20 protein-coding genes are annotated in these 24,068 nt (G+C 48.6%); 10 read left to right on the top strand and 10 right to left on the bottom strand.

Features of this window, described 5'->3' with window-relative positions; translation table 11 throughout:
- Positions 1–9 precede the first annotated feature (9 nt).
- Positions 10–2,805 (top strand): isoleucine--tRNA ligase, encoded by a 2,796-nt coding sequence (gene ileS, locus R2103_RS02470; RefSeq protein WP_317529972.1) that lies wholly within the window; start codon positions 10–12, stop codon positions 2,803–2,805.
- 39 nt (positions 2,806–2,844) lie between these two features.
- Entirely contained in the window at positions 2,845–3,336 is a 492-nt protein-coding gene (gene lspA, locus R2103_RS02465) for a signal peptidase II (RefSeq protein ID WP_317529971.1), read from the top strand.
- A gap of 7 nt (positions 3,337–3,343) precedes the next feature.
- Here lspA and R2103_RS02460 read toward each other — a convergent pair whose 3' ends face one another.
- Positions 3,344–3,517 (bottom strand): hypothetical protein, encoded by a 174-nt coding sequence (locus tag R2103_RS02460; RefSeq protein ID WP_317529970.1) that lies wholly within the window; start codon positions 3,515–3,517, stop codon positions 3,344–3,346.
- 601 nt (positions 3,518–4,118) lie between these two features.
- On the opposite strand from R2103_RS02460, the gene R2103_RS02455 reads away from it, so the two are divergent.
- Together R2103_RS02455 and R2103_RS02450 are read left to right on the top strand one after the other, a co-directional pair.
- Positions 4,119–4,634, top strand: coding sequence for a chemotaxis protein CheW (locus R2103_RS02455; protein WP_411172405.1), 516 nt, complete (start codon positions 4,119–4,121; stop codon positions 4,632–4,634).
- A 39-nt stretch (positions 4,635–4,673) separates the two neighbouring features.
- Positions 4,674–6,401 (top strand): methyl-accepting chemotaxis protein, encoded by a 1,728-nt coding sequence (locus tag R2103_RS02450; protein ID WP_317529969.1) that lies wholly within the window; start codon positions 4,674–4,676, stop codon positions 6,399–6,401.
- Between the two features lie 107 nt (positions 6,402–6,508).
- On the opposite strand, the gene R2103_RS02445 is transcribed toward R2103_RS02450, so the two are convergent.
- Together R2103_RS02445 and R2103_RS02440 are read right to left on the bottom strand one after the other, a co-directional pair.
- Positions 6,509–7,672: a hypothetical protein gene (locus R2103_RS02445; RefSeq protein WP_317529968.1), complete on the bottom strand. Its 1,164-nt coding sequence runs from the start codon at positions 7,670–7,672 to the stop codon at positions 6,509–6,511.
- A 191-nt stretch (positions 7,673–7,863) separates the two neighbouring features.
- A complete protein-coding gene (locus tag R2103_RS02440; protein ID WP_317529967.1) occupies positions 7,864–8,610 on the bottom strand; it encodes a Mut7-C RNAse domain-containing protein in 747 nt (248 codons plus the stop codon).
- Between the two features lie 170 nt (positions 8,611–8,780).
- Between R2103_RS02440 and R2103_RS02435 the strand changes: the two genes are divergently transcribed.
- Positions 8,781–8,972, top strand: coding sequence for a hypothetical protein (locus R2103_RS02435; protein WP_132424773.1), 192 nt, complete (start codon positions 8,781–8,783; stop codon positions 8,970–8,972).
- Positions 8,973–9,169: 197 nt separating this feature from the next.
- On the opposite strand, the gene R2103_RS02430 is transcribed toward R2103_RS02435, so the two are convergent.
- From R2103_RS02430 to R2103_RS02420, 3 genes are all read right to left on the bottom strand, one after another.
- Positions 9,170–10,444: a cytochrome P450 gene (locus R2103_RS02430; protein WP_317529966.1), complete on the bottom strand. Its 1,275-nt coding sequence runs from the start codon at positions 10,442–10,444 to the stop codon at positions 9,170–9,172.
- 73 nt (positions 10,445–10,517) lie between these two features.
- Positions 10,518–12,575: a di-heme-cytochrome C peroxidase gene (locus R2103_RS02425; protein ID WP_317529965.1), complete on the bottom strand. Its 2,058-nt coding sequence runs from the start codon at positions 12,573–12,575 to the stop codon at positions 10,518–10,520.
- A 290-nt stretch (positions 12,576–12,865) separates the two neighbouring features.
- Positions 12,866–13,015 carry a hypothetical protein gene (locus R2103_RS02420; protein WP_317529964.1) on the bottom strand — a complete coding sequence of 50 codons (150 nt, stop codon included), beginning with the start codon at positions 13,013–13,015 and terminating at the stop codon, positions 12,866–12,868.
- Here R2103_RS02420 and R2103_RS02415 point away from each other — a divergent pair.
- The 5 genes from R2103_RS02415 to R2103_RS02395 all read left to right on the top strand — a co-directional run bounded on the left by R2103_RS02415 (position 13,014) and on the right by R2103_RS02395 (position 21,526).
- Positions 13,014–14,507 carry a bifunctional metallophosphatase/5'-nucleotidase gene (locus tag R2103_RS02415; RefSeq protein ID WP_317529963.1) on the top strand — a complete coding sequence of 498 codons (1,494 nt, stop codon included), beginning with the start codon at positions 13,014–13,016 and terminating at the stop codon, positions 14,505–14,507. The genes R2103_RS02420 and R2103_RS02415 overlap by 2 nt on opposite strands.
- A gap of 227 nt (positions 14,508–14,734) precedes the next feature.
- The gene (locus R2103_RS02410) at positions 14,735–16,045 is read left to right on the top strand and encodes a porin (RefSeq protein WP_317529962.1); all 1,311 of its coding nucleotides are present in this window, start codon (positions 14,735–14,737) and stop codon (positions 16,043–16,045) included.
- Positions 16,046–16,202: 157 nt separating this feature from the next.
- The gene (locus tag R2103_RS02405; protein ID WP_317532044.1) at positions 16,203–17,621 is read left to right on the top strand and encodes an acetyl-CoA carboxylase biotin carboxylase subunit; all 1,419 of its coding nucleotides are present in this window, start codon (positions 16,203–16,205) and stop codon (positions 17,619–17,621) included.
- Between the two features lie 28 nt (positions 17,622–17,649).
- Complete coding sequence (gene oadA / locus R2103_RS02400) at positions 17,650–19,476, top strand: sodium-extruding oxaloacetate decarboxylase subunit alpha (RefSeq protein ID WP_317529961.1); 1,827 nt, start codon at positions 17,650–17,652, stop codon at positions 19,474–19,476.
- A 55-nt stretch (positions 19,477–19,531) separates the two neighbouring features.
- Positions 19,532–21,526, top strand: coding sequence for a KAP family NTPase (locus R2103_RS02395; protein ID WP_317529960.1), 1,995 nt, complete (start codon positions 19,532–19,534; stop codon positions 21,524–21,526).
- On the opposite strand, the gene R2103_RS02390 is transcribed toward R2103_RS02395, so the two are convergent.
- The 4 genes from R2103_RS02390 to R2103_RS02380 form a co-directional block, all read right to left on the bottom strand.
- The gene (locus tag R2103_RS02390) at positions 21,523–22,752 is read right to left on the bottom strand and encodes an IS256 family transposase (protein WP_317529959.1); all 1,230 of its coding nucleotides are present in this window, start codon (positions 22,750–22,752) and stop codon (positions 21,523–21,525) included. The genes R2103_RS02395 and R2103_RS02390 overlap by 4 nt on opposite strands.
- A 104-nt stretch (positions 22,753–22,856) precedes the next feature.
- Positions 22,857–23,087 (bottom strand): EAL domain-containing protein, encoded by a 231-nt coding sequence (locus R2103_RS02385; protein WP_317532043.1) that lies wholly within the window; start codon positions 23,085–23,087, stop codon positions 22,857–22,859.
- A complete protein-coding gene (locus R2103_RS14330; RefSeq protein ID WP_411172581.1) occupies positions 23,068–23,208 on the bottom strand; it encodes a hypothetical protein in 141 nt (46 codons plus the stop codon). The genes R2103_RS02385 and R2103_RS14330 overlap by 20 nt, the downstream gene beginning before the upstream one ends.
- Positions 23,209–23,323: 115 nt before the next feature.
- Positions 23,324–23,989, bottom strand: coding sequence for a hypothetical protein (locus R2103_RS02380; RefSeq protein WP_317529958.1), 666 nt, complete (start codon positions 23,987–23,989; stop codon positions 23,324–23,326).
- Positions 23,990–24,068: the final 79 nt, after the last annotated feature.

Raw genomic sequence — 24,068 nt, 5'->3', positions numbered from 1 at the left:
TGAACTTTCATGACTGATTATAAGAAAACGCTCAATTTACTCGACACACCGTTTCCGATGCGTGGCAATCTGGCCAGCCGAGAACCGGGTATGCTGAAAGCCTGGCAAGACAAAAACCTGTATCAAAAAATCCGCGCCGTCAGCAAAGGACGTCCCAAATTCATTCTGCATGACGGCCCGCCTTATGCCAACGGTGACATTCACATCGGTCATGCCGTCAACAAAATCCTCAAGGACATCATCATCAAGAGCAAGACACTATCCGGTTTTGATGCGCCGTACGTTCCCGGCTGGGATTGCCATGGCTTGCCGATTGAGCATCAGATCGAAAAGAAACACGGCAAACATTTGCCTGCCGACAAAGTACGAGAACTCTGCCGCGCCTTTGCGCAAGAGCAAGTGGAGCGTCAAAAAGCCGATTTCATTCGCCTGGGTGTCCTAGGTGACTGGGATAATCCATATCTCACGATGAATTTCAAAACCGAAGCCGGTATTATCCGCGCACTGGGAAAAATTTATCAAAGCGGCTATCTGTATCAGGGACAAAAACCGGTCAATTGGTGTATCGATTGCGGCTCTGCCTTGGCTGAAGCGGAAGTGGAATACGAAGACAAAACTTCACCGGCGATTGATGTGGGATTTGCCGTTCAGTCCGCGCGCTCATCGCTGAGCAGCATCTTCGGCGTCGTCATTCCTGAAAATGCGCAAGCTTACGCCATCATCTGGACCACCACACCGTGGACATTACCGGCTAACCAAGCGGTCAGCGTGCATCCCGATTTCGACTACGCGCTGGTGCAAACTGCACGCGGTCTGGTGATTCTTACCAATGAATTACAGCAAGCTTGTCTAGCACGCTATGATTTAACCGGTGAAACGCTCGGCACCTGCAAAGGCCAGGCATTAGAACATCTGGCCCTGCAACATCCATTTGAGCCGCGCACGGTAAAAATCATTTGTGGCAAGCATGTCACCCTGGAAGCCGGTACCGGACTGGTGCACACCGCGCCCGCGCACGGTTTGGATGACTATTTTGCCGGTCAGAATTACGGCCTGCCGAGTGACAGCCCGGTGGATGGCAACGGCAAGTTTATTGCCAGTACACCTTTGGTGGGCGGGCTTTCGGTATGGAAAGCCAACGATATTGTCATCGATACGCTCAAAACCAGCGGGCATCTGTTTTGCCTGAAAAAAATCGACCACAGCTACCCGCACTGCTGGCGGCACAAAACCCCCATCATTTTCCGCGCCACCCCGCAATGGTTCATCGGCATGAATCTGCACAGTTCAACCGCGAGTGCTGGAGATAAAACGTTACGCGATCTGGCCATGCAAGCCGTCGATTCCACCGCATTCTATCCGGCATGGGGCAGAGCGCGCCTGGAAGCGATGATCAAAAACCGCCCGGACTGGTGTGTATCCCGCCAGCGTAATTGGGGCGTTCCGATGACCCTCTTTGTGCATAAAGATACCCATGCGCTGCATCCGCGTTCACTCGAATTACTCGAACAAGTCGCGCAAAAAGTCGAGCAACAAGGTATCGAAGCCTGGTTTGCCCTCGACGCCGCCGAATTGCTCGGCGGCGAAGCACAAACGTATAAGAAACTGACCGATACGCTGGATGTCTGGTTCGATTCCGGCACCACGTATGACACCGTTGTCAAAGCGGATGCGCAACTCAAATTCCCGGTGGATCTGTATCTGGAAGGTTCCGATCAGCATCGCGGCTGGTTTCAGTCTTCATTGCTGACCGGTTGCGCCATTGATGGCCGTGCACCCTACGATGCATTGCTCACGCATGGATTTGTGGTCGATGGCAGCGGTCACAAAATGAGTAAATCCAAGGGTAATGTCATCGCCCCGCAAAAAGTGATGGATACTTCCGGCGCCGATATTTTACGGTTGTGGGTCGCTTCCACCGATTATTCCGGCGAACTCTCCATTTCCGAGGAAATTCTGAAACGTGTGGTGGAAAGCTACCGGCGGATCCGCAATACGCTACGCTTCTTACTGGCAAATCTGATGGACTTTAATCCGCACACAGACGCCGTTGCCGTGGCAGATTGTCTGGAAATCGACCGCTATATGCTGGCATTGACCCAAGCCTTTCAGGAAGATTTAACGCGCAGCTATCAACGCTATGAATTCCATCAGGTTGTGCATAAACTGCACAATTTCTGCTCTGAAGACCTGGGAGGATTTTATCTGGACATCCTCAAGGATCGCCTGTACACGGCAGCAGCCAAAGGTCTTCCGCGCCGTTCGGCACAAACTGCGCTACACCATATCGCGCATAGTTTGGTGCGGCTGTTTGCACCGATTTTGAGTTTTACCTCGGAGGAGGTCTGGGAGCATTTGACGGGCGATACTCAGGATAGTGTGTTGTTTCATACGTGGCACGACCTCCCAGCACAACCGGATACCGAATCATTGCAGCAACGGTGGGCAAAAATCCGTTTGCTGCGTTCGCACGTGCTGAAAAAACTGGAAGATTCCCGCACACAAGGAGAAATCGGTTCCTCATTAGCAGCTGCGGTAGAAATACGCGCCAATCAGGAAGATTTCGCCTTACTAAGTGCACTGGGCGACGACTTGCGTTTCGTATTGATCGTCTCCGAAGTCCGCCTGATTCCAGTCAATGACCCGCAGCAGGAAGGCATGACCGTGACATCCAGTGCGCATACGAAATGCGAGCGATGCTGGCACTATCGCCAGGATACCGGCCAGCATGCGGAACACCCCACGTTATGCGCTCGCTGCGTTGCCAATTTGCATGGCAGCGGCGAAGAACGGCACTTTGCATGAAGCTTCACGGTTAATCACTGAACAGAAAACTGTCTTATTATGAAACTCTACATCAGCTTGAGCATCGCTTTGATTGTTCTGATATTGGATCTTGCCAGTAAATACTGGGTCGAATCCACGCTGGAATTCGGTGAACGCATCCCGCTCACCGGTTTTTTCAACTTGGTGCTAACCTACAATCCCGGCGCCGCCTTCAGTTTCCTCAGCGAGCAACCCGGCTGGCAACGCTGGTTCCTGAGCGGAATCGCAGGCAGTGCAGCCTTAGTGATAATCTTTTTGCTCAATAAATACCGGCAGGAAAAATTGTTTTGTGTATCGCTGAGTTTGATTCTGGGTGGCGCACTGGGAAATTTGTACGATCGCATTACGCTGGGTCATGTCGTCGATTTCCTGGATTTTTATATTGGAAATTACCACTGGCCGGCGTTTAACATCGCCGATTCCGCTATTTTTATCGGCGCCGCGTTGATGATTTATGACAGCTTCCGTAAAAAAGAAAATCCGGAAGATTCAGCAAAAAAAGTGAAATAACCCAATCTCATTTGTTGGATTTTTTTTCCTTGGTAATCGGGTTTTGCAGGGTATAACCGTTTTCCTTCATTTTATACCCCCCGTAAGCCCCCGCCCCGGCGGCCACTAACGTCCAGCAACCGGATAACAGCGGTATGACCGGCAAGAAAGCAATCAGAGTTAATAGTTGTTTTTTCTTCATTATTGATTCCGGTAAAAAATAAAACTTCAATTATTCCAGCAGACTGGCGCACTGGCTATAGATTACAGATTATCCAACGCGCTTACAACCACTCCGCACGCGCCGTAAAAACACTTCTCAACATTCGCGGTTGCTAGGGAAACACTGAATAATTCGGCAGACGAGATGAAGCACAAGGCGCACGGAACACAGCAACCAAGACATATCAATAAGATAGGCGAGGATGCGAGTACCGCGCAACGAAGTGATTCGCTCGTATAGCCAATTAATCAGCATTTCCCTAGAGCTTTCCGGATACTTTCTAGCTTGCATCAAGTTGCACCAGCTGGCGCATTGCCATAGGAACCAACAGCATTATCCTATCCACGCCGCAACGAAAGCGATATCCCTAGCTGCCATCGATATACCGCACCACTTCTTGTGGTCATGCGATGGTCGTTTCTTTGTGTCTGATAGTTTGCAAAGAGTTTACATTCTCTCAACAATTCAGCAAGTCCTCGCAGGTATAGTTCATTCCAACGCAGCAATGTGTTTTTTTCAAAGAATCATCCAATTGATTAAGAGTATGAATCAGATTTTATTACAGCGAGTGGAGGAATCAATGTCATTGCAAGAACTGAAAGCAAATAGCGTAACCGGAGTGCCGGCGATGGCAGTCGATCTGGTCACGAATGAGTTTCTGACGTTTCGTTTGGGAAGCGAGGAATATGGGATTGAGATTCTGAAAGTACAAGAAATCCGAGGTTACGATTCCATCACGCATATTGCCAATTCGCCAGACTATATCAAGGGTGTGATTAATCTGCGCGGCATCATCGTTCCAATCATCGACATGCGAATAAAGTTTGATCTGGGTCAGGCAACATATGATCAATTCACGGTGGTCATCATACTCACTGTAGCAGGCCGAGTGATGGGAATTGTGGTTGATGGGGTATCAGACGTGATTACGCTAACGGATGAGCAAATGCGTCAAGCACCGGGTTTAGGTTCGGTAATCGACACGGAATATATCATGGGCTTAGGTACGGTGGATGAGCGGATGCTGATATTGATCGACATCGAAAAGCTAATGAGCCGAAGCGACATGGGCTTTATTACACATAACATTAATTAATCTACAAATTTCATAAAATATTCTTGAAGGAGAAACATAATGTTTAAAAACATGACCATTAAATCTCGATTGATCGTTGTCATTGGATTTCTTTCTGCTCTGCTAGTTAGCATTGGTGGTATGGGAATTTACGGTATGAACCAAATGAATAGCGCATTCAAAGGTGTTTATGACGATCGTGTTTTGCCTTTGGGCGACCTAGGAGTGGTGTTGGATCGCATTCAACGTATCCGTTTTAATACTGTAATTTCAAGTTATTCTGAGAACCCGGCCATTGTGTCTGAAAGAAAATCACTAAGTGATCAGAGAGCTGAAGAAATAGCCACACTATGGCCGAAATATATGGCAACGAAGTTAACTACTGAAGAAGCCGCATTAGCCAAGGATTTCGAGCAACAATGGAGAAGTCTGTCACAATCCGTCGATCATTCGATGAGCCTGGCGCTGAACAAAGAATTTAAGGCGTCACAACAAAATCTGCATGATGATATGTTTGCCAAATTTGATGCGGCGCATACCACCATGTTCAAATTGCTCGATATGCAGCGGGTACTGGGATCCAATGAATACAAAGCAGCACATCAAGCATACCAGGGATTACTGACGATTAGTAATAGCATGATTGTACTTGGCCTAATTCTGGCTGTAATCGCAGGACTCTTACTGATACGTGCCATCATCAGACCGCTGAATGAGGCCGTTGCTATTGCAAATGCCGTGGCTTCGGGTGACTTGACTACTCGAATCGAAGTGAATTCAACCAATGAAACAGGACGTTTACTGCAAGCACTGAAAACAATGAACGACAATTTGCTGGATTTGGTAGGTAAAGTGCGCAATAGCACGGAATCCATAGCAACCGCGTCCAGCGAGATTGCATCGGGTAACTCGGATTTAAGCCACCGCACCGAAGAACAGGCTTCGAGTCTGGAGGAAACAGCGTCTTCGATGGAAGAATTGACATCAACCGTGAAACAGAATGCGGATAATGCGCGTCAAGCGAATCAACTGGCCGTAGGTGCATCTGAAGTGGCCATGAAAGGTGGTGCTGTAGTTGGACAAGTGGTGCAAACGATGAGCTCGATCAATGACAGTTCGAAAAAAGTGGTTGAGATTATCAGCGTCATCGATGGTATTGCATTCCAAACCAATATACTGGCATTGAATGCCGCAGTGGAAGCAGCCCGCGCTGGAGAACAAGGAAGAGGCTTCGCAGTGGTGGCGACAGAAGTCCGGACACTGGCGCAACGATCAGCAGCGGCAGCCAAAGAGATCAAAGAATTGATCAATGATTCCGTGACAAAAGTGGATGAAGGCACCAAACTGGTGGATGAAGCGGGATCAACCATGGACGAGATCGTTACCGCTGTAAAACGTGTAACCGATATCATGAGTGAAATCTCGGCCGCATCGCAGGAGCAAAGCTCCGGGATAGAGCAAATCAACCAGGCAGTAACGCAAATGGATGAGGTGACGCAACAAAATGCGGCCTTGGTAGAAGAAGCTTCCGCCGCTGCTGAATCAATGAAGGACCAATCCAAAGTATTAATTCAAGCAGTGAGTGTGTTCAAATTCGCGAACCATGGTGAACAAACGGCAGTCGTACCGGCAACAAAAAACCCTGGTGTAGTGACACGGCTGCCTAATCGTGGATCAGCAACCAGGAAAGCTGCGGTTAATACCAAGGCTGAAACAGCACCCGAGAAATTAGCGATGCCAACTCGCAAGGTTGCATCAGGCGGTAAAGAAGATTGGGAAGAATTTTAACAACAAGGATTGATTGAAATAAGGCGATACCTGGGGTAACTCAGGTATCGCCTTAATGATGCGTAAGCCCGCTTACTCTTGATCAGAGCGCTTGCGGAGTCAAAAACTCAGGAAGGTTGTGGAGGAACTTTGATCCATTGGCCTGAGCATTGCTTCACATAGGGATAGTATCCTTCGGGCTTGCGGCAGTAATACCAATAGTTTCTTTGCTGCACAGGCGCGGGTCCGGAAACTTCATTACGTTGAACATAGGTAGGTGCTCTGGCCGGAGCGAATGCCATGGGTGACGAAAACACCGGCGAGCCAGCCAGATATCCGCCCAAGGGATAATACGGTTCAAAATAACGGTAAGGGCCAAAACCGGCATAGCTATTATAGAATCCAACGCCAATACCCCGTCCGCCGTAAAAACCAAAGCTGCTGAATGGCCCGCCGAAGCCATAATAACCAAAGGGAACAAACGGACTGTAATAACCAAATGGTCCAAACCCGAATCCTAATCCCACTCCCAGACCTAAGCCGAATCCCAAACCAAAGTTATCGTGATGATGATGCCCTCCCCCGTGATGATGGTCATAATCATTCCCTGTAGTATTTTGATTTACATTCGTATTATTCTGAATATTCACATTTTGCGTGGAGGAACCGTCTTGAACGGCAGTACTGCCATTCTGGGCGGATTGGTCACCCGCATTAGAAGCAGTTTCGGCAGATCCAGCAGAATCCGTTGTTCCTGCAGATTGAGTTGGATCGGTAGCTTCCGCATTCGGACTCGAATCATTGTGTTGGCCCTGAGCGTCCGCTTGAGCACCTTGGCTTGGATCGGAAGCAGCATCAACAGATTGATCCGTTAGCTCTTTTTTCAAGGGTTCATCCGCAGGACCATCACTACCGGATGCCGTATCAGTGCTGTTATCCGGCGTATTTTCCGTAGTAAAGTCATCTGGTTGACTCACTGCATCGGTTTGCTCTAAATCATTTCCCTGGAACGCATCATCGGCCGACCCAAAATCTTCCGGCTGGTTAAACTCATCGTTCTGGTCGAAAGCATCGTTTTGGTCAAAACCACCCTGATCGGAGTAATCCGAATATCCACCCGAATCGAAATCACCGCCATAATCACCACCGTAGTCACTACCAAAATCGCCACCATAGTCACCGCCGAAATCACCGCCATCGAACCCGCCGCCATCTCCCTCAGCGCTTGCTGGATTCACTGAAAATATTCCGCAGAGGGCGATAGCCAAGCACGCTAATTTATATTTATTCATATCAACCTCAATCAGAATTCACTACAACTTTTATCCGTTAATCAAATCTCTAAACAACACCTCAGGCTTCCTCAGTCATCAACCCACCTCACCTGCTATTTGACACCATCATAACGAGGTAAATCTGAATGCATACTGAATAAAAATCTGAACAAAATGTGATGAATATCAGCCTCGATTTAAGGTGTTGATTACGCTTTCTCGTTAACGAATTCGTTAAGCAGCTGTTTGATGCGCATAGTGTGACTCCCCTGCCAGTAGATCCGATCGCATTCCGGGCAGATCAGAAATTTATCGTAATACCGCTTTGTCAACGGCTCCAAACGATGTTCAATAGGTTTCTTGCCGGTTTCTGTCAATATTCCATTGCACTGGGTACAACGCGTTAACGGTCTGATCAGGGAATACAACGCAAATCTTTTCAGAACTTCCCGGGTTTGAATTTTCGGTCTATCCGCACGCACAAAATACCCGTGCGTAATGATCCTGCGTTTTAATAACGAACGATCCCTGGTAAGCACGACGCGCCGTTGCTCACTGGCTATTCTTACCACCGCGCCATCGTCGTAATCATTACGATAAAGGCAGTCGAATCCAAGCAACCTCAAATAGCGCGCCAATCTTCCAAGATTGCTATCGACCACGAACAGGGGTGGGTGCAATAACTCCGCCCTCAGTCGCTGTGCCGGTATACCGTTAAAATCCTCACTCTGCGGAAAAACCTCGATATGATCGCCATCCCGCACAGTATAGTTAAAATCTACTGCAATACCATTCACCGAAATTCGTTCAACTTCCGGGTGCGGCACATTGAACGATTCGATCATGTCCTTAATCGAAGCTTTCCGCTCAAAGTTGTGAATAATCTCCGTATCGCCCTGCCCGGGTGCAAGAAAATCATTCAACGATTGATAAAAGCGTATTCCGATCTGCGCCACTGATTACATTTCCAGCATGAGTTATTGTTTAGATTCGGATTGCCTGCAGGTGTTTGATGTCAAGGTGAATTTAATTTGATCAAGATCAATATTTCGCGTAACTGTAAACGGTATTCTGCGAATCAGCGTCATACAAAATCAATTAACAAATAACATTCAGAAGGTTCTATATGAGAATTACACAATTTTTAGCAGTATCGGCGGTTTTAGTTCTAGTTGCCTGCGGTGGAAAGCCAACAGCGCCGGAATCACCTGATCCGGATGCTTACGGTAAAACCATTCAGCCTTTCCATCAAATACCATCGGGCGATCAGGAAGGTGGCGGAAAAGCCAGATCGACTGAAGAAAAATCGAATTACTAAAGTTTGCTAGAGGGTGGACAGTGCTCTATGGTTGAAAATCACAAGCAACTGAGGCTGTAGAGCACTGTCTTTTTATCACACAAGAAGAAATTACTTACACACAGTACAGAGAAAACACCGGCCGGGCGCCTTAGCCAAGTTATCCGCCTGCTCCGCACACTTTAACGGCCGCCACAAAACCAGCAACCTACCCTGTTCTACGCTGTTGCCCAGGAAAGGTCGTATGCTTCGGGGAACGGTCCGGATTTGTAGTCTATATCACCTTTCGGTTCCACATCTTTCTTCAGCAATACTTGCCGGACCATTTCAGGAATCATCACCATACCCACGTAACGCCCCAGGCATTCATGGTTGCCGAATCCAAAGTGGAAATAGTTATACCAGTTACGTTGCGGGATAAATTCGTCCGGCGACTCAAATGCCCGTTCATCGAACGTCGCGGATAACGTCACCGGCAGAACATAAGTACCGGCACGCAAAACTGTTTCGTGGTCTGTTCCTTTCGCCGCCGCATAATCGCTCACCGTAGTGCGGAATAAATACGATGTGATCGGAACAAAACGCAATGCTTCCCATACGATACCGTCGAACTCGGTTGTATCTTCCTTCTGTGCAGCCGCTTTTGCCGCCGCCAGCCATTGCGAATGCTGGAACAAATATTGCAGCACTTGCGCTACAGCTTGCGCAGTGGTCTCGATCGCACCGATCAACAAGCCGCCGGCATTCACACCCAGCCGTTTGATATCAAAATCCAGTTCTTTAGCAAAACTGGTGCGTAGCATCCGGGTGACGATATCATCATCCAATCGGACGATTGTTGAAAACGTCAATTTCTCCAGTTTCACCGCCAGTAACCGCTTCGCAATCAGCATCGTGATGTAGTCTCCCAGTTTTTTGGAAGTTTCATTATGACGATCGATAATGCGTTTTGACAGTTCCGGAGGCAGTAAATCGAATGGCTGATTATGGAACGTATCGTATTGATTCCAGTAAGACCATTCGATCAAGTCTTCCCTGTTAGCGCCCGTCAGTCCAAAATACTTTTGCACCAATGTCGCGGGAACCATCCGGCAAAATTTATTCACAACTTCGATCTGCCCACTGGCGTTACTGAGAATGCCACCGGCGATATCCGCAACCATATTGCGCACTCTGGGCAAATCATCACGATTCAACATAAATTGCATCAGCGATTTCTCACGGGTATGCAGTGCATCGTCATCGTGCGCCATTAGGTAATTGTCCATTTTGGGAACGTACGGCTTGACGGTAAATACTTTGTACATCAGCAGTATTTCCCTGACATCGTCAAACCGGGTCACCAAGGTGCAATCCGGCGTCACCAGGATTGGACGCTTAGTGCGCAATTCCTTAAAAAAAGGTAAAGGTTCCGTATCCATCCAGCGGCGCACCAATGGAAATTTTTCCGCATCGGGAGTCGCATCATACCGTTCAAGATAGCTTGTACTCATTTCAATACTCCTTGTTCAATAAGCATCCCCGCAGCAAGACCACGGGGAATCGCAGGTTAAGAATGATTCCAGATTACAGAGTTTTAAGATATTCCAGCACGTCGAGTTTTTCATCCTTGTTCAGCGGTCTTAAAGTTACACCATTCGGTTGCGCTGTTTTACCGGATGCATATTCGTGTCCGGCGTTACTATTGCCAGGAAAACTGGTATCAAAAGTGAAGCTTTTATACCCGCTACTTTTTAATCCCACTTTGACCGGATCAAATTCGCGTGAACCCACTTCAAATTGATCAGGACGGTATTCCCCATCTTCCGGATCACCTTCACGCTTTTTGGGTAATAACAAATCATACAATGATGGAACAGAACCATTGTGCAAATACGGCGCGGTTGCCCAGATTCCATTCAAAGGCCGTCCCTTGTAGGCATTGAGTGAGGCCAATGGATTGACTGTAGTATCCGGGTCATAGTTACCATTTTTGATTGAGGATTTAATCTCATTTTCCGCATAGGCTGTTACAAGATTGGCTGCCCAATCCGTCCAACGTTGGAAAAACCACTTATCAGGATCAGGAGTAGCCACTACATTTTTTGTTGCTTGAGTCAGCAAGGCTGCAACGGGCGCTTCCTTATCCAGCAAAATATTACCCACTTCCAATCCTACATACTGGTTGCGCAAAATGCCGGAATACCCCTGATATTTGAAGCTATTCTCTGCCATCGTGGAATCCGTTCCTATCGCGCTGACTTTCGTCATATGAGCAACGACGCGCCGGTTTGGATCGTCACGATCAATTCTGGCATGGCAGGCCGCACAATATTCATCGAATAATAGTTTGCCTTTTGCAGCTTGCTCCTCATTGATTTTTCCTAGAATTTCTTGCGGCCATACCGGAGAATTCAATTTCTTCAAGTGCGATTCAATTCTGTGCAAGTTTTGCACATCAACGGAAGAATCAAATTTGACGCGCGTATTGCCAGAACCTTGGAAGAGAATCGATGTCAATGACGTCCCTTTCTCTTCTTTCCAGTCAAGCGTGCCAAATACGCCAATCACTTCACCGGTATTCCGGCCAATCGGCCCCAGCCCGGCATTGTCAGCGATCCCATTCCATTGCACAAAATCGTGTTGCGCAATATCCCACAAGAAAGGATAGCTAACGGGCGCATCAGGCCGATTGAAAATCTCATTATTCAACAGCGCTATTTGCTCAAATGTCAGATACTTACTCAGACGTTCCATCAAATGATCACGCTGCTCTCCCGTAATCACATTATCAATTTTTGCCAGGATTTCATCGATTTGCTCCTTCGTCATCACTTTATCATCCATTATCTTCCGGTCGCTCAGTATCTCTCTCAGCTCTCTTGCGTTAATGGTGTGTTCAAGCACACGGTTGTATATGCGTCCGAAGGCATCCAGCCGTGCATAGCCATAAGAAGTTTGACTGGCATTGATATAGGTATAACTGTATATGCGCTGTTCATATTTACTTAAATCAGCGAGCACATCAGCTTCCGACTTGTAATTCCCCCTGGCCAATACATTTTTGACAAACCGCTGTTTGGCTTCCGCATCTTCGCGCGTATGTTTCAAGGCTTTTGCCAGATCGATCATGATGTTTTCCATATCCGCGCTAGCCGGACCACCATCAATGCGGATACCCACACCGTTATAGTTTATCTGCCCGGTGTGGCAAGCCGCGCAAGTTAAACCGACATATTCCTTGCCTTTGTACTTATCTTTAACCCAACCGACCGGCAATGCATCCGGGTTTGCCGATGAAGCCTTCTGAGGTAAATACCGGTAAAAATTCATATTCTCATCGGAACGGAAAAGCTGGGACTGTCCCGGCTTCTCCAACGCCAGAAAGAAATCATAGGGCATCAAGTTTGATCCCTGTGTAGTGTAGTAAAACCACAAACTGTCGACAGAATTCCAACCCTGATCAAGGTATTGCACCTTTGTATAGCTATCGCCAAGATGATCTTTCTCAACAGTAACCGCGTGGCGATCATCAGGTTCGTTTCCCGGGATAAGGGTGCAGGCGGATAGTATGCCGATGGAAAGCATCGAAGCTACATAAGAAAATAAAGATCGTTTTTCTGACGAAATGAAATATTGTTTCACGATAAATCCCCTTTCATTTGAATTTGTTTAATCAGCATTGTTAAGGACAATGTGCATTACTAATACCCGTAAACTCCTGCTCCTTACATTACCTGACTTTGGATTATTTCTTCTCGAGGCCCGTGCTTGACGCTAACGCTCAATCTTGGCGGATTGTATTTTTCTTATTGGCAGTTCCCGATTATATTCACAATCCTTTGCTGATCATAGCAATACTCGCACATCTCAGAAACATATTTGATACAAACAGCAACTTTACGGTATAACCTTAAGGAATCGCATTAGCTTTCTCACTGCACCGGCTTGAAACCGTTTGTCAGCAACCCAAGAGCCCGGACGGGAAAGCAAATTGGCAACAACGGGTTTCCCGCTATGGGCCATACATTGGCATTGAGCGGCACCTTAAATACAACCACCATCAAAATACAGGGCGTTATCATGAAAAATCCATTCGCCGTTTTACTTTCGATCGTTTTTGTTTTCGCACTGACTGCCTGCGCCACAGCGCCCACCGCACCCGCCGGTGATGACCGCATTCACGTGACCATTCTGCACTTTAACGATATTTACGAAATCACCCCGGTCAGCGGCGGCAAGGAAGGCGGCATTGCACGGGTCGCCACCTTGCGCAAGCAATTGCTGGCGCGCAACCCCAATACCATCACCACACTCGGCGGCGATCTGTTCAGCCCATCCGCAATCGGCACCGCCCAGTATGAAGGCGACCGGCTGGCCGGACGGCAGATGGTCGATGTGCTGAATCACTTTGCACTCGACTATGCCACCTTCGGCAACCATGAATTCGATGTCAAAGAAAGTCAATTCAACCAGCGCATGAAAGAAGCGAAATTCACCTGGGTATCGAGCAATGTTTTTGCCGCTGATGGTCAGCCTTATGCCGGCGTCAAACAGAATCTGGTGATTCCCATTGCGGATAAAAAAAGCGGAAAAACCTTCAGAATCGGTATGTTTGGCTTAACACTGGCCGCAAACAACCCCGGCTACGTGCGCTACTCCGACCCCATCGCAGCCACCGCCGAGCAAATCAAACAACTCAATGGGCAAACCGATTTCATGATCGCCCTGACGCATCAAGCCATTGATGACGACATCGAACTGCTGCAAAAATTTCCGCAAATCGGCCTACTGCTGGGCGGGCATGAACATGTCAACTATCAAAACTGGCGCGGCAATTTCACTCCCTTGCTGAAAGGCGACGCCAATGTACGCTCGGTGTACGTAGTCGATCTTTATTTCGATCCGCAAACCGGCAAAACCGAAGTCAAACCCACGTTTGTGCCGATCAACGGCACTCTGGCCGAAGATCCCGCCGTCAAAACCGTGGTCGACAAATGGATGAACATCGCTTTCGATGCCTTCCGGCAGCAAGGATTTGAACCCGAAGCGGTGGTCACGACCACCACGGAAGCATTGGACGGGCTCGAATCGAATGTGCGCACCCGCAAAACCAACCTGACCGAACTGATCGCCCAAAGCCTGCTGCGCCCCTACCCGGAAGCCGAACTCTCGCTCTACAACAGCGGTTCGATCCGCATCGACGATGTGCTGCCCGCAGGTCAAATCACCGTCTATGATGTTATACGGGTACTGCCGTTCGGCGGCAAAGTGCAACTGGCCGCGATCAAAGGCAGTTTGCTGTTAAAGGCGCTGAATCAAGGGATAGCAAATGCCGGTGCAGGCGGCTTTCTGCAATCCGCGAACACGCAACAGGTCAACGGCGCCTGGAAAATTAACGGCAAACCACTGGATACCAAAAAAATTTACAAACTCGCGATCAACGACTTTCTCGCTTCCGGCAAAGATCGCGGTTTGGATTATCTGAAACCGGGCAGCCCAGATTTTGTCATTGTTAATCCAGGAGATAATTATGATATCCGCCAAGTGGTGATTGATCAGCTGAAGAATAATTGAGAAGTCCGGCAATATCGATAATTGAAATATTTTTCGGGATCGGTTGTGAGCTCTACATTTCAAACACAATAACGGCTTTCCTAAACAACTCCAATTGAAAATGCAGCATAAACTTGTCCGGATTGATTGAATAATCGATCCGTCCGGCTACGTTTTATTCCGAAGCGAATCGTTTCGCGCAGCATGCCAACTTTGAGTTGTTTTGACTAAACATCAGGAACAACAATATGAATTACTACATGAACACGATCAGCACAGTACTCGGAATAGTTTTATCGGCAATCATCACGCTTGACCAAGCTCATGCCAACAGCTTACCGGAACTCTATAAACGCAGCGGCTTGCAAATTGGCGGCTGGATCAATGGCGGCGCAACCTACAATGCTAATAATCCGTCGGATGGTTTCAACGGCGCGGTTACCTTCGCCGATCGCGCCAACCGGTTTCAATTGAATCAGCTAAATCTCTTTATCGAACGCAGCGTCGAAACGGATGCTTCCAATTGGAGTCTTGGCGGGCGCTTCGATTTCCTGTTCGGAACCGATGCCATTTACACTCAGGCCTTCGGTATTTCCGCGTTCGACGAAAATACCGGCGAACCATCGGAGCGAGGCAACTGGGATTTGAATCTCTGCTGCAAGTCGACGCGCACCTATGGCATCGCGCTGCCGCAAGCTTATTTGGAAACGCACGTACCGGTCGGCAACGGCCTGAACATCAAGGCGGGACATTTTTATACGCCGCTGGGTTATGAAAGCGTTCCCGCGCCTGACAATTTTTTTTACACCCGCGCATATATCCTGAACAGCGGCGAGCCGTTCACGCACACCGGTTTTCTAGGCACTTATAACATTGATAAAAACTGGACCATCCAGGGCGCGGCGACCACCGGCAGCGCCACTGGCGGATGGGACGGCGGCTTTGACAAACAGCTCGACAACTGGGGCGGATTGGCCAATCTAACATGGAATAGCGACGATAAAAGAACCAGTATGGCGTTGGGCGGCACCTATGGCCAAACGGCGGTGAATCAACCATGGATGATGTACAGCGTGGTGCTGCAACATTGGCTCACTCCCAGGATGCACGGCGTATTACAGCATACGCATGGCTGGGCGGCCGATATCAGCCTGCCCGGAGGAATCAGCAACGCTGCTTGGTATAGCATTAATACCCACCTGACTTACGATCTGCAAAAAAACCTGTCGATCGGCATTCGCGCCGAACGGTTTCACGACCGCAATGGCTGGCGGGTGTTTTCCCCTTATCGTATTCTGTCGGCAATGAACAATAAGGGCGTCAGCTATGCCGGGAATATTCCTTTCGCCAGCGCGCCTGCGGATTATTACGCCGTTACCCTGGGTATGAACTGGAAACCGGCGATGCACTGGAATAAAGGCTGGAAGCCGGTGCGCAATCTCAATATCCGCAAGAATATCCGCTACGACCGGGTAGATGGCATCAATACGGCTTTCCACCCGTTCGACGGCAAAAAGGATCAGTTTTTATTCTCGCTGGATGCGATGATTCCTTTTTAAAAATAGACGTCAACCCAAGGAAACCCGGAAAACAAAAACGAGCAATTACTAGAAGACGATCAGCACAGCAGTTTCTCAAGTTTCCTTTCAAACGCCCTAACCGGAATCGATCAGGTAGAATACCGCCATTATGTTTTTCAAAGCGGCCCCAAAAATGATGTTACGTAAAATCTTCATTGCCAATCGCGGCGAGATTGCGGTGCGCATCATTCGGGCGTGTGCCGAGATGGGCATCCGCTCGGTGGCGATTTATTCGGAAGCGGATCGTTTCGCGCTGCATGTCAAGAAAGCGGATGAGTCGTATTGCATCGGCAGCGAGCCGATGTCGTGTTATCTGAACATTCATGCGTTGGTCGATCTGGCGCTAGCGACCGGTTGCGATGCGATACATCCGGGTTATGGTTTTCTATCCGAAAATGCGCAATTCGCGCGCGCCTGTAAAGAGCGTGGACTGATTTTCATCGGTCCCGAGCCAGACGTGATTCATCGCATGGGCGATAAAACCGAGGCGCGCAAGGCGATGATCGCGGCCGGTATTCCGGTGACACCGGGATCGGACGGTAATTTGCACTCGGTCGACGAAGCACTCAAAGTTGCTGGACAAATCGGTTATCCGGTCATGCTGAAAGCGACATCCGGCGGTGGCGGGCGCGGTATCCGGCGCTGTGATAATGCCGAGGAATTAAAACGCAATTATGTGCGGGTGATTTCCGAAGCGACCAAAGCATTTGGCAGCGCCGATGTGTTTCTGGAAAAATGCATCGTCAATCCGAAACATATCGAAGTGCAAGTACTGGCCGATCATCACGGCAATGTCATCCATCTTTACGAGCGCGATTGTTCGATTCAGCGCCGCAATCAAAAGCTCATTGAAATCGCGCCGTCGCCGCAATTGGACGAAGCACAGCGCCAATATATCGGCGGTCTGGCCGTGATTGCCGCGAAATCGGTCGGTTACACCAACGCGGGCACGGTGGAGTTTCTGCTGGACGACAGCGGGCGGTTTTATTTCATGGAAATGAATACCCGTGTGCAGGTCGAGCACACCATCACCGAAACGATCACCGGCGTCGACATCGTCGAAGAACAAATCCGGGTGGCGGCGGGCTTTCCGTTGCGCTTCAAGCAAGAAGAAATTGTCCGGCGCGGCTATGCGATCCAGTTCCGCATCAACGCCGAAGATCCGAAAAATAACTTCCTGCCCAGTTTTGGCCGTATTTCCCGCTATTATGCGCCGGGCGGCCCGGGCGTGCGCACCGATACGGCGATTTATACCGGTTACGAAATCCCGCCCTTTTACGATTCCATGGTCGCAAAGGTCATCGTCAGCGCGCTGACTTGGGAAGATGTGATCAAGCGCGGCGAGCGCACGTTACGCGACATGGGATTGTTCGGCATCAAAACCACGATTCCGTATTATTTGAAGATTCTGAAACATCCGCAATTCCGCACGGGTCAATTCAATACCGGTTTCGTCGAACAAAACCCGAACCTCGTTCAATATTCAGATAAACCCCGCCCGGAAGTGCTGGCCAGCGTGATTGCCGCGGTCGTCGCTTCGCACACGGGTCTGTAGGGATTCACTGGTCAATCAAGGATACGCTATGCAAAAAGTTCACATTACCGACGTCATTCTCCGCGATGCGCACCAATCCCTGATCGCCACGCGGATGCGCACCGAAGACATGCTGCCGGCTTGTTCAATGCTCGACAGCATCGGCTACTGGTCGCTGGAATGCTGGGGCGGCGCGACATTCGATGCCTGTTTGCGGTTTCTGAAAGAAGACCCGTGGGAACGCTTGAGCAAACTGAAAGCCGCGCTGCCGAACACACCGTTGCAAATGCTGCTGCGCGGACAGAATCTGCTCGGTTACCGGCATTATTCCGACGATGTGGTGCGCGCGTTCGTCAAACGCGCTGCGGCCAACGGTATGGATGTGTTCCGCATTTTCGACGCGCTCAACGACGTGCGTAATCTCAAAACCGCCATCGAAGCCGCCAAGGAATCCGGCAAACACGCGCAAGGCACGATCTGCTACACCACCAGTCCGGTGCACGACGTCAAAAGTTTCGTCACACTGGCCAAAGACTTGGCTGCTTTGGGTTGCGATTCGATCGCGATCAAGGATATGGCCGGCCTGTTAACCCCGTATGCGACCAGCGAATTGGTCAAGGCGCTGCAAAATACCACCGATCTGCCGATTCATCTGCATTCGCACGCCACTTCCGGCTTGGCGGAAATGTGCCAGCTGAAAGCGATCGAGGCCGGTTGCCGCCATATCGACACCGCCTTATCGTCGTGGTCGGGCGGCACCAGTCATCCGCCAACCGAAAGCCTGGTCATGGCCTTGCAAGGCACGGATCACGACACCGGCCTGAATCTGCAAAAACTGCAAGAAGTGAACGATTATTTCGCGCAAATCCGCAAAAAATACCACCGTTTCGAGAGCGAATTCACCGGCGTCGACACCCGGGTGCATGTGTTTCAGGTGCCCGGCGGCATGATCTCGAATCTGGCCAATCAATTGCAGGAACGCAACGCGCTGGATCGCATCAGCGAGGTTTACGCGGAAATTCCGCGCGTGCGCAAAGATTTGGGTTATCCGCCGCTGGTCACGCCAACGTCGCAAATCGTCGGTACCCAAGCGGTGCTCAACGTGCTGACCGGCAAGCGCTACGACACCATCACCAACGAAGTGAAGCGTTATCTGCAAGGCGGCTACGGCAAAGCACCGGCGCCGATCGATGCCAAACTGCAAAAACGCGCCATCGGCAAGGAAGACATCATCGACTGCCGCCCCGCCGATCTGCTGAAACCGGAATTCGACCACCTGCGCCAGGAAATCGGCCATCTGGCATCGAACGACGAAGACGTGCTGAGTTACGCCATGTTTCCGGAAGTCGGCAAACAGTTTCTGGAACTACGCTCAACCGGCAACCTGGTACCCGAGCCGTTAGAGATGGCAACAACAGCCGTCAACGGTGTGCAAAAAGCGCCGACCGAATTCAACGTCGCGCTGCACGGCGAGTCGTACCACGTCAAAGTCACCGGCACCAGCCCGAAAAATCAGTCGCTGCGGCATTTCTATTTCATGGTCGACGGCATGCCGGAAGAAATCGTCGTCGAAACCCTCGATGAAATCGTGCTCGACGGCGGCACCCAAGGCGCCGTCAAAAGCGCCATCGCCAGCAAACGCCGCAGTCCCTCAAACGAAGGCGATGTCGTCGTCAGCATGCCGTGCAACATCCTCGACGTGCTCGTCAAAATCGACCAGAAAGTCACCGCCGGACAACCGGTACTGATCACCGAAGCGATGAAAATGGAAACCGAAATCACCGCCCCGATCAGCGGCACCGTCAAAGCTGTGCACGTGATCAAAGGCGAATCGGTCAATCCGAATGAGGTGTTGATTGAGATTGGGATAACGTGATTTCAATTTACTACCGTGATCCCGCAAAGCATGTATTCAAAAAATGACACAGGTCATGACAACAAACCCCAGCTTTCTTCATGATCTACCAGCTGCGAATGATGCATTTGGACGTGAACATTTTGCAGAACGATTAGCACACTCTCTTGTTCTGCCAAACAGCAGTCCTGGATTGGTTGTTGGTATAGAAGGAGAATGGGGCTCGGGTAAAAGCACGTTAATTGGATTCATTGCAAAGAATCTCAGAGAAAACGAAAGAACGATCGTTATCGATTTCAATCCTTGGATGGTTAGCGCTACCAGCGCCTTGGTTGAAGCTCTGATTGGGCAGATTGCAGCTTCGATTAACAAGAACACCAATGAAGGTCAAAATGGAATCGACATTAGTCAGAAATTGCTCAACTACGCCAGCTTACTAATATCACTGAAATATATTCCAGGATTTTCTTGGATTGGTCTCACAGCTGAAGATGCCATCAAAGCTGCACAAGGAGCACTTGACGGCATAAGAAAACTATTACCCAATCTGGATTTAGCTCAGAAAAAGAACGAAGTTATTGAAGCATTACAAAAATCAGAACATTCAATTATTGTTATTGTCGACGACCTTGATCGTCTTCCTGCTGAAGAAGTACGGATCATGATTCAGGCAATCAAAGCTGTGGCCGATTTTCCTCAAATCACCTACCTGCTGGCCTATGATCCAAACATTATTGCCCGGGCTCTTGCTGAAAATGAAAAATCCGGTCTTTTCTATTTAGAAAAAATTGTACAAGTTGCTTATCCGCTCCCACCGCTATCAAGGCGGCAACTCAAGCGATTTGCTGACGGAAAAATACAAGAGCTTTTAAAGCAATTAAATATCACGCTGCGAACATACGAGAAAGATCGTTATGAAGAAGCAATCGTCTTGATGATTCAGCTATCACGTCATCCCCGCGATGTCATCAGAATCACAAACAGGCTTTATCTGAGCCTACCCGCTACGCAAGGTGAAGTCAATGCTGCTGACGTTATCGCGTTTGAAGCACTTACTCAACGTTTTCCTGCAATTCGGAAAGCTGTTCTTGAACATTCGGCTGATTTCACTGGGCATTTCTTTCGAGGTGATCTAATCAGTGAGCAAGATGCATTTTATTGGGGCGTATCCCTTGGATCAAGAGAAGATGAAGCAGAACAGACTTGGTTAAAACATCTACCAAAAGATGGTGAACATGATCTTCAAATCGCAAACAAAACCTGTTTGTTTCTTTTTGAAAAAAATTCTAAAGACGGTTACGATTTCGAATTTGAAGATCAATTAAGAATAGCTGACCCGGATCGGTTAGCTCGCTTACTTTCATTAACTTCAATTGAAGAAGTTCCTGAAGCTACAGATATCCATAAATTTCTGATGGAACCGGAAGAGCTAGAAAAAGAATTGAATCGTGAAGACGACGAGGGAAAACTGTTTCTGTTGAATTGGTTGAGCAATTACGCACGGTCGTGTGAGAAACCGGATATCAGAGGATGTATTAATAAACTAACGAAAATTTCACAAAAACTAACTAGCGACTCCCTGCTAACCAAAGAACTTGCACGTGGCATCACCGATTTAATGATATGCCTACTGCGATTAAAGCAGCCGAATTATGAACAATGCTTTCAAGACATTGTAAATAATTCACCATTGTCTATTTCTGTAATAGTGCTATTTATCGCTGAGAAAAACCAAGAAAATCATACGACTAAAAATTGGTCCGATCAAGTAAGAAAATCCATTCGGGAAAACAATTTGTTTCAAGAAATCTATCTTCATTTAATCTTACATCGCTTCACACAATTAAATGACAATGATAATTCTGAATCTTATGCAGCGATTGATCAAATGTGCAAAACGGAAGAAGGATTGGCTGCTTTTCTAAAAATCTTTACCCAAGAAAGTTTAGATCATGCCACTAACGAATTAATGCAGGGTATTATCCAATCTATTAAGGGAAAGGATGCATCGTCACTTGAAACCTCTTCCTACAAGGGGGGGTGTCCTAGATTTTGTGTAAACGGTGGTTAATAATGCCGAGGCATTCTTTCGTTAAATTGAATAGTAAACCTGTTTAGTGCCGGTTTCCAATCTCTTAGTGGCATAGACCATTTTTTGGCGATATTGCTGAGAGCCAAATAAAACAATTTGATCACGGCTTCATCGTTGGGAAACGATCCACGGTTTTTGCTGACTTTGCGTAGGCTCATATTGACTGACTCAATCGCATTGGTGGTGTAAATAATGCGCCGTATCTCAGGCGGGTAGTCGAAGAATGGAATGATGCGTTGCCAGTTATTGCGCCAAGATCGGGCGATCGGTGGATAAGCATTGTTCCATTTATCTTCAAAGCCGGCTAACGCGTGCTCAGCCTCATCAATCGTGGCGGCGCTATAGACCAAACGTAGATCAGCAGCTACTTCCTTGCGTTTATTCCAGCTGACGTAGTTGAGACTGTTACGAACCATGTGCACGATACAGAGTTGTACAATGGCATGTGGATAGACGGTTTCAATCGCTTCGGGAAAGCCCTTTAAGCCATCGACACAGGCGATAAAGATATCTTGCACGCCACGATTTTTGAGTTCAGTGACAACGCTGAGCCAGAACTTGGCACCCTCGGTCTGAGCAATCCATAAGCCCAGTATTTCTTTATGGCCCTCCATGTTAATGCCGATCGCCAGGTAAATCGCTTTGGTACGAACGCTACCAGCGTCACGAACTTTGGTATGGATACAATCGAGATAGATCACAGGATACACCGCATCGAGAGGCCGGGATTGCCACTGCTTCACTTCATCCATTACGCCATCAGTGACCGTAGAAATGAGCGTAGGCGATACTTCGGCGCCATACATTTCAGTGAGGTGCTGTTGGATTTCACGCACTGTCATGCCACGGGCATACAGCGAGAGGATCTTGTCATCAAAGCCCGCCCAGCGGGTCTGATGCTTGGAAATGATCAGAGGCTCGAAGCTGCCCTCACGGTCACGGGGGATCTCGATGGGTAACTCACCGAATTCACCTTTCAGGGTCTTACGGCTTTTACCATTTCTGGTATTGCCAGTGGCATTGACTACCGTTTCGTGCTTATCGTGACCAAGATGATCGGCCATTTCTGCTTGCAAGGCACGTTCAACCAACGCTTTGGTGAGTTGCTTGAGAAGACCATGCTCACCGATTAAATCTTCTGGCTTTTTGTAATCGGCCAGCAGGCTATCAATTAAGCCGGCCGGCAGGGGTTTGGGTGTGGTCATTTTTACTCCAAAAATATATAAGCAGTTTCCTGCAATATGACCATTTACACAAAATTATTTACACCCTCATCAGCTTTGTCTGCTTAAATCCTTTCTTTTGCCATTCACATCACCTCATCCAACCGGCACCGCTCGAAAATTTCTTTTTGCGTCTGACTGTTCAACAATTCTGAGATGCTATCGGCGGCGGCCGATTTGCTGAACAGGTAACCTTGCACGATTTCACAGTTCAGGTTTCTGAGAATATTCAATTGCGCGGGAGTTTCGACGCCTTCGGCCACGAGCCGTAGCCCAGTTTCCGTCCGATTTCTATCATCAAGCTGACCAAGGTACAGGTTTTCGGGTTAGCCTGTATGTCGTCAATAAATACCGGTCGATTCTCAGGTAGTCGGCTTCAAGGTGTTTCAGCGAGACAAACGACGAATAACCGATGCCAAAATTGTCGATCGAGAGCAATACGCCAGCGGCTTAAAGCCGGATTTACGAGGCATTTTCCCAGCAGGACCAGATCTTGAGTGAACCTGAATAACGGAGGCTACGCTTCATGTCCGGCAGACGAAATGCCTGCTGCTTAACGAGATAAAAAAGTAATCTTCTTGATAAACGCCTCGGCGCCGCCTTGGGTATTGTTGGTATTGGCCTGAAAAGCAATCCCTGTGATCGGCGGTGTTTTAGGGTGCTTGAAAGTGGTACGGAATTTTTCATCAACCTCAAAATCGGTAGTAATGACTGTGCCCGGCGGATTGCCGGAAGCCACGCAAAAATATCGTCCGCCCTTTTTCCATAGCTTGCCCAGATACATGCGGCCCAGTTCTTCAGCTTTGCCGATAAAGGCGCTCAAAAAATAGGGTGCCGCGTAGATGCCCAACGGCAAACCGCTTGAATGCTTTTCGGTTCCAAATGACAACATCACGGCGATGGGCACACTGTTAACTCCCGCATTCCAGTTCGCACCCTGGGGATACTTGTTCACGCCCCAAACGATTTCCACCCGCTTAACATTGTGAATAAAGTGCTGTTGCTTCAGCTGCAAACCAAACAACCCGGCCATCTCGCCGTCCGCGCTGATCACCAGGGCATCATTTTCAAATCTGGGGTTCAGTTTTTTTGCATCCAGCTGAAGCTCGAATCCTCGTTCCTCCAGCCAGGAAACGGCACTGCCATTCACATTGCCGGAAAAATCGATGACATGAACAATTTTTTCATTCGCTGCGGCAAACGATGCCCAACACCACAACAATAGAACGCCAATTAAGCAATGTCGATTAGGGAAGCGTTGATTCATTGGTCGAATAAGAAGATGAGGATACCAAAAA

Source organism: Nitrosomonas sp. Is24 (assembly GCF_033063335.1).
Classification (GTDB): Bacteria; Pseudomonadota; Gammaproteobacteria; order Burkholderiales; family Nitrosomonadaceae; genus Nitrosomonas.
The sequence above is the reverse complement of the archived record's forward strand: the minus strand, read 5'-3'. Positions and strand labels throughout refer to the sequence as shown.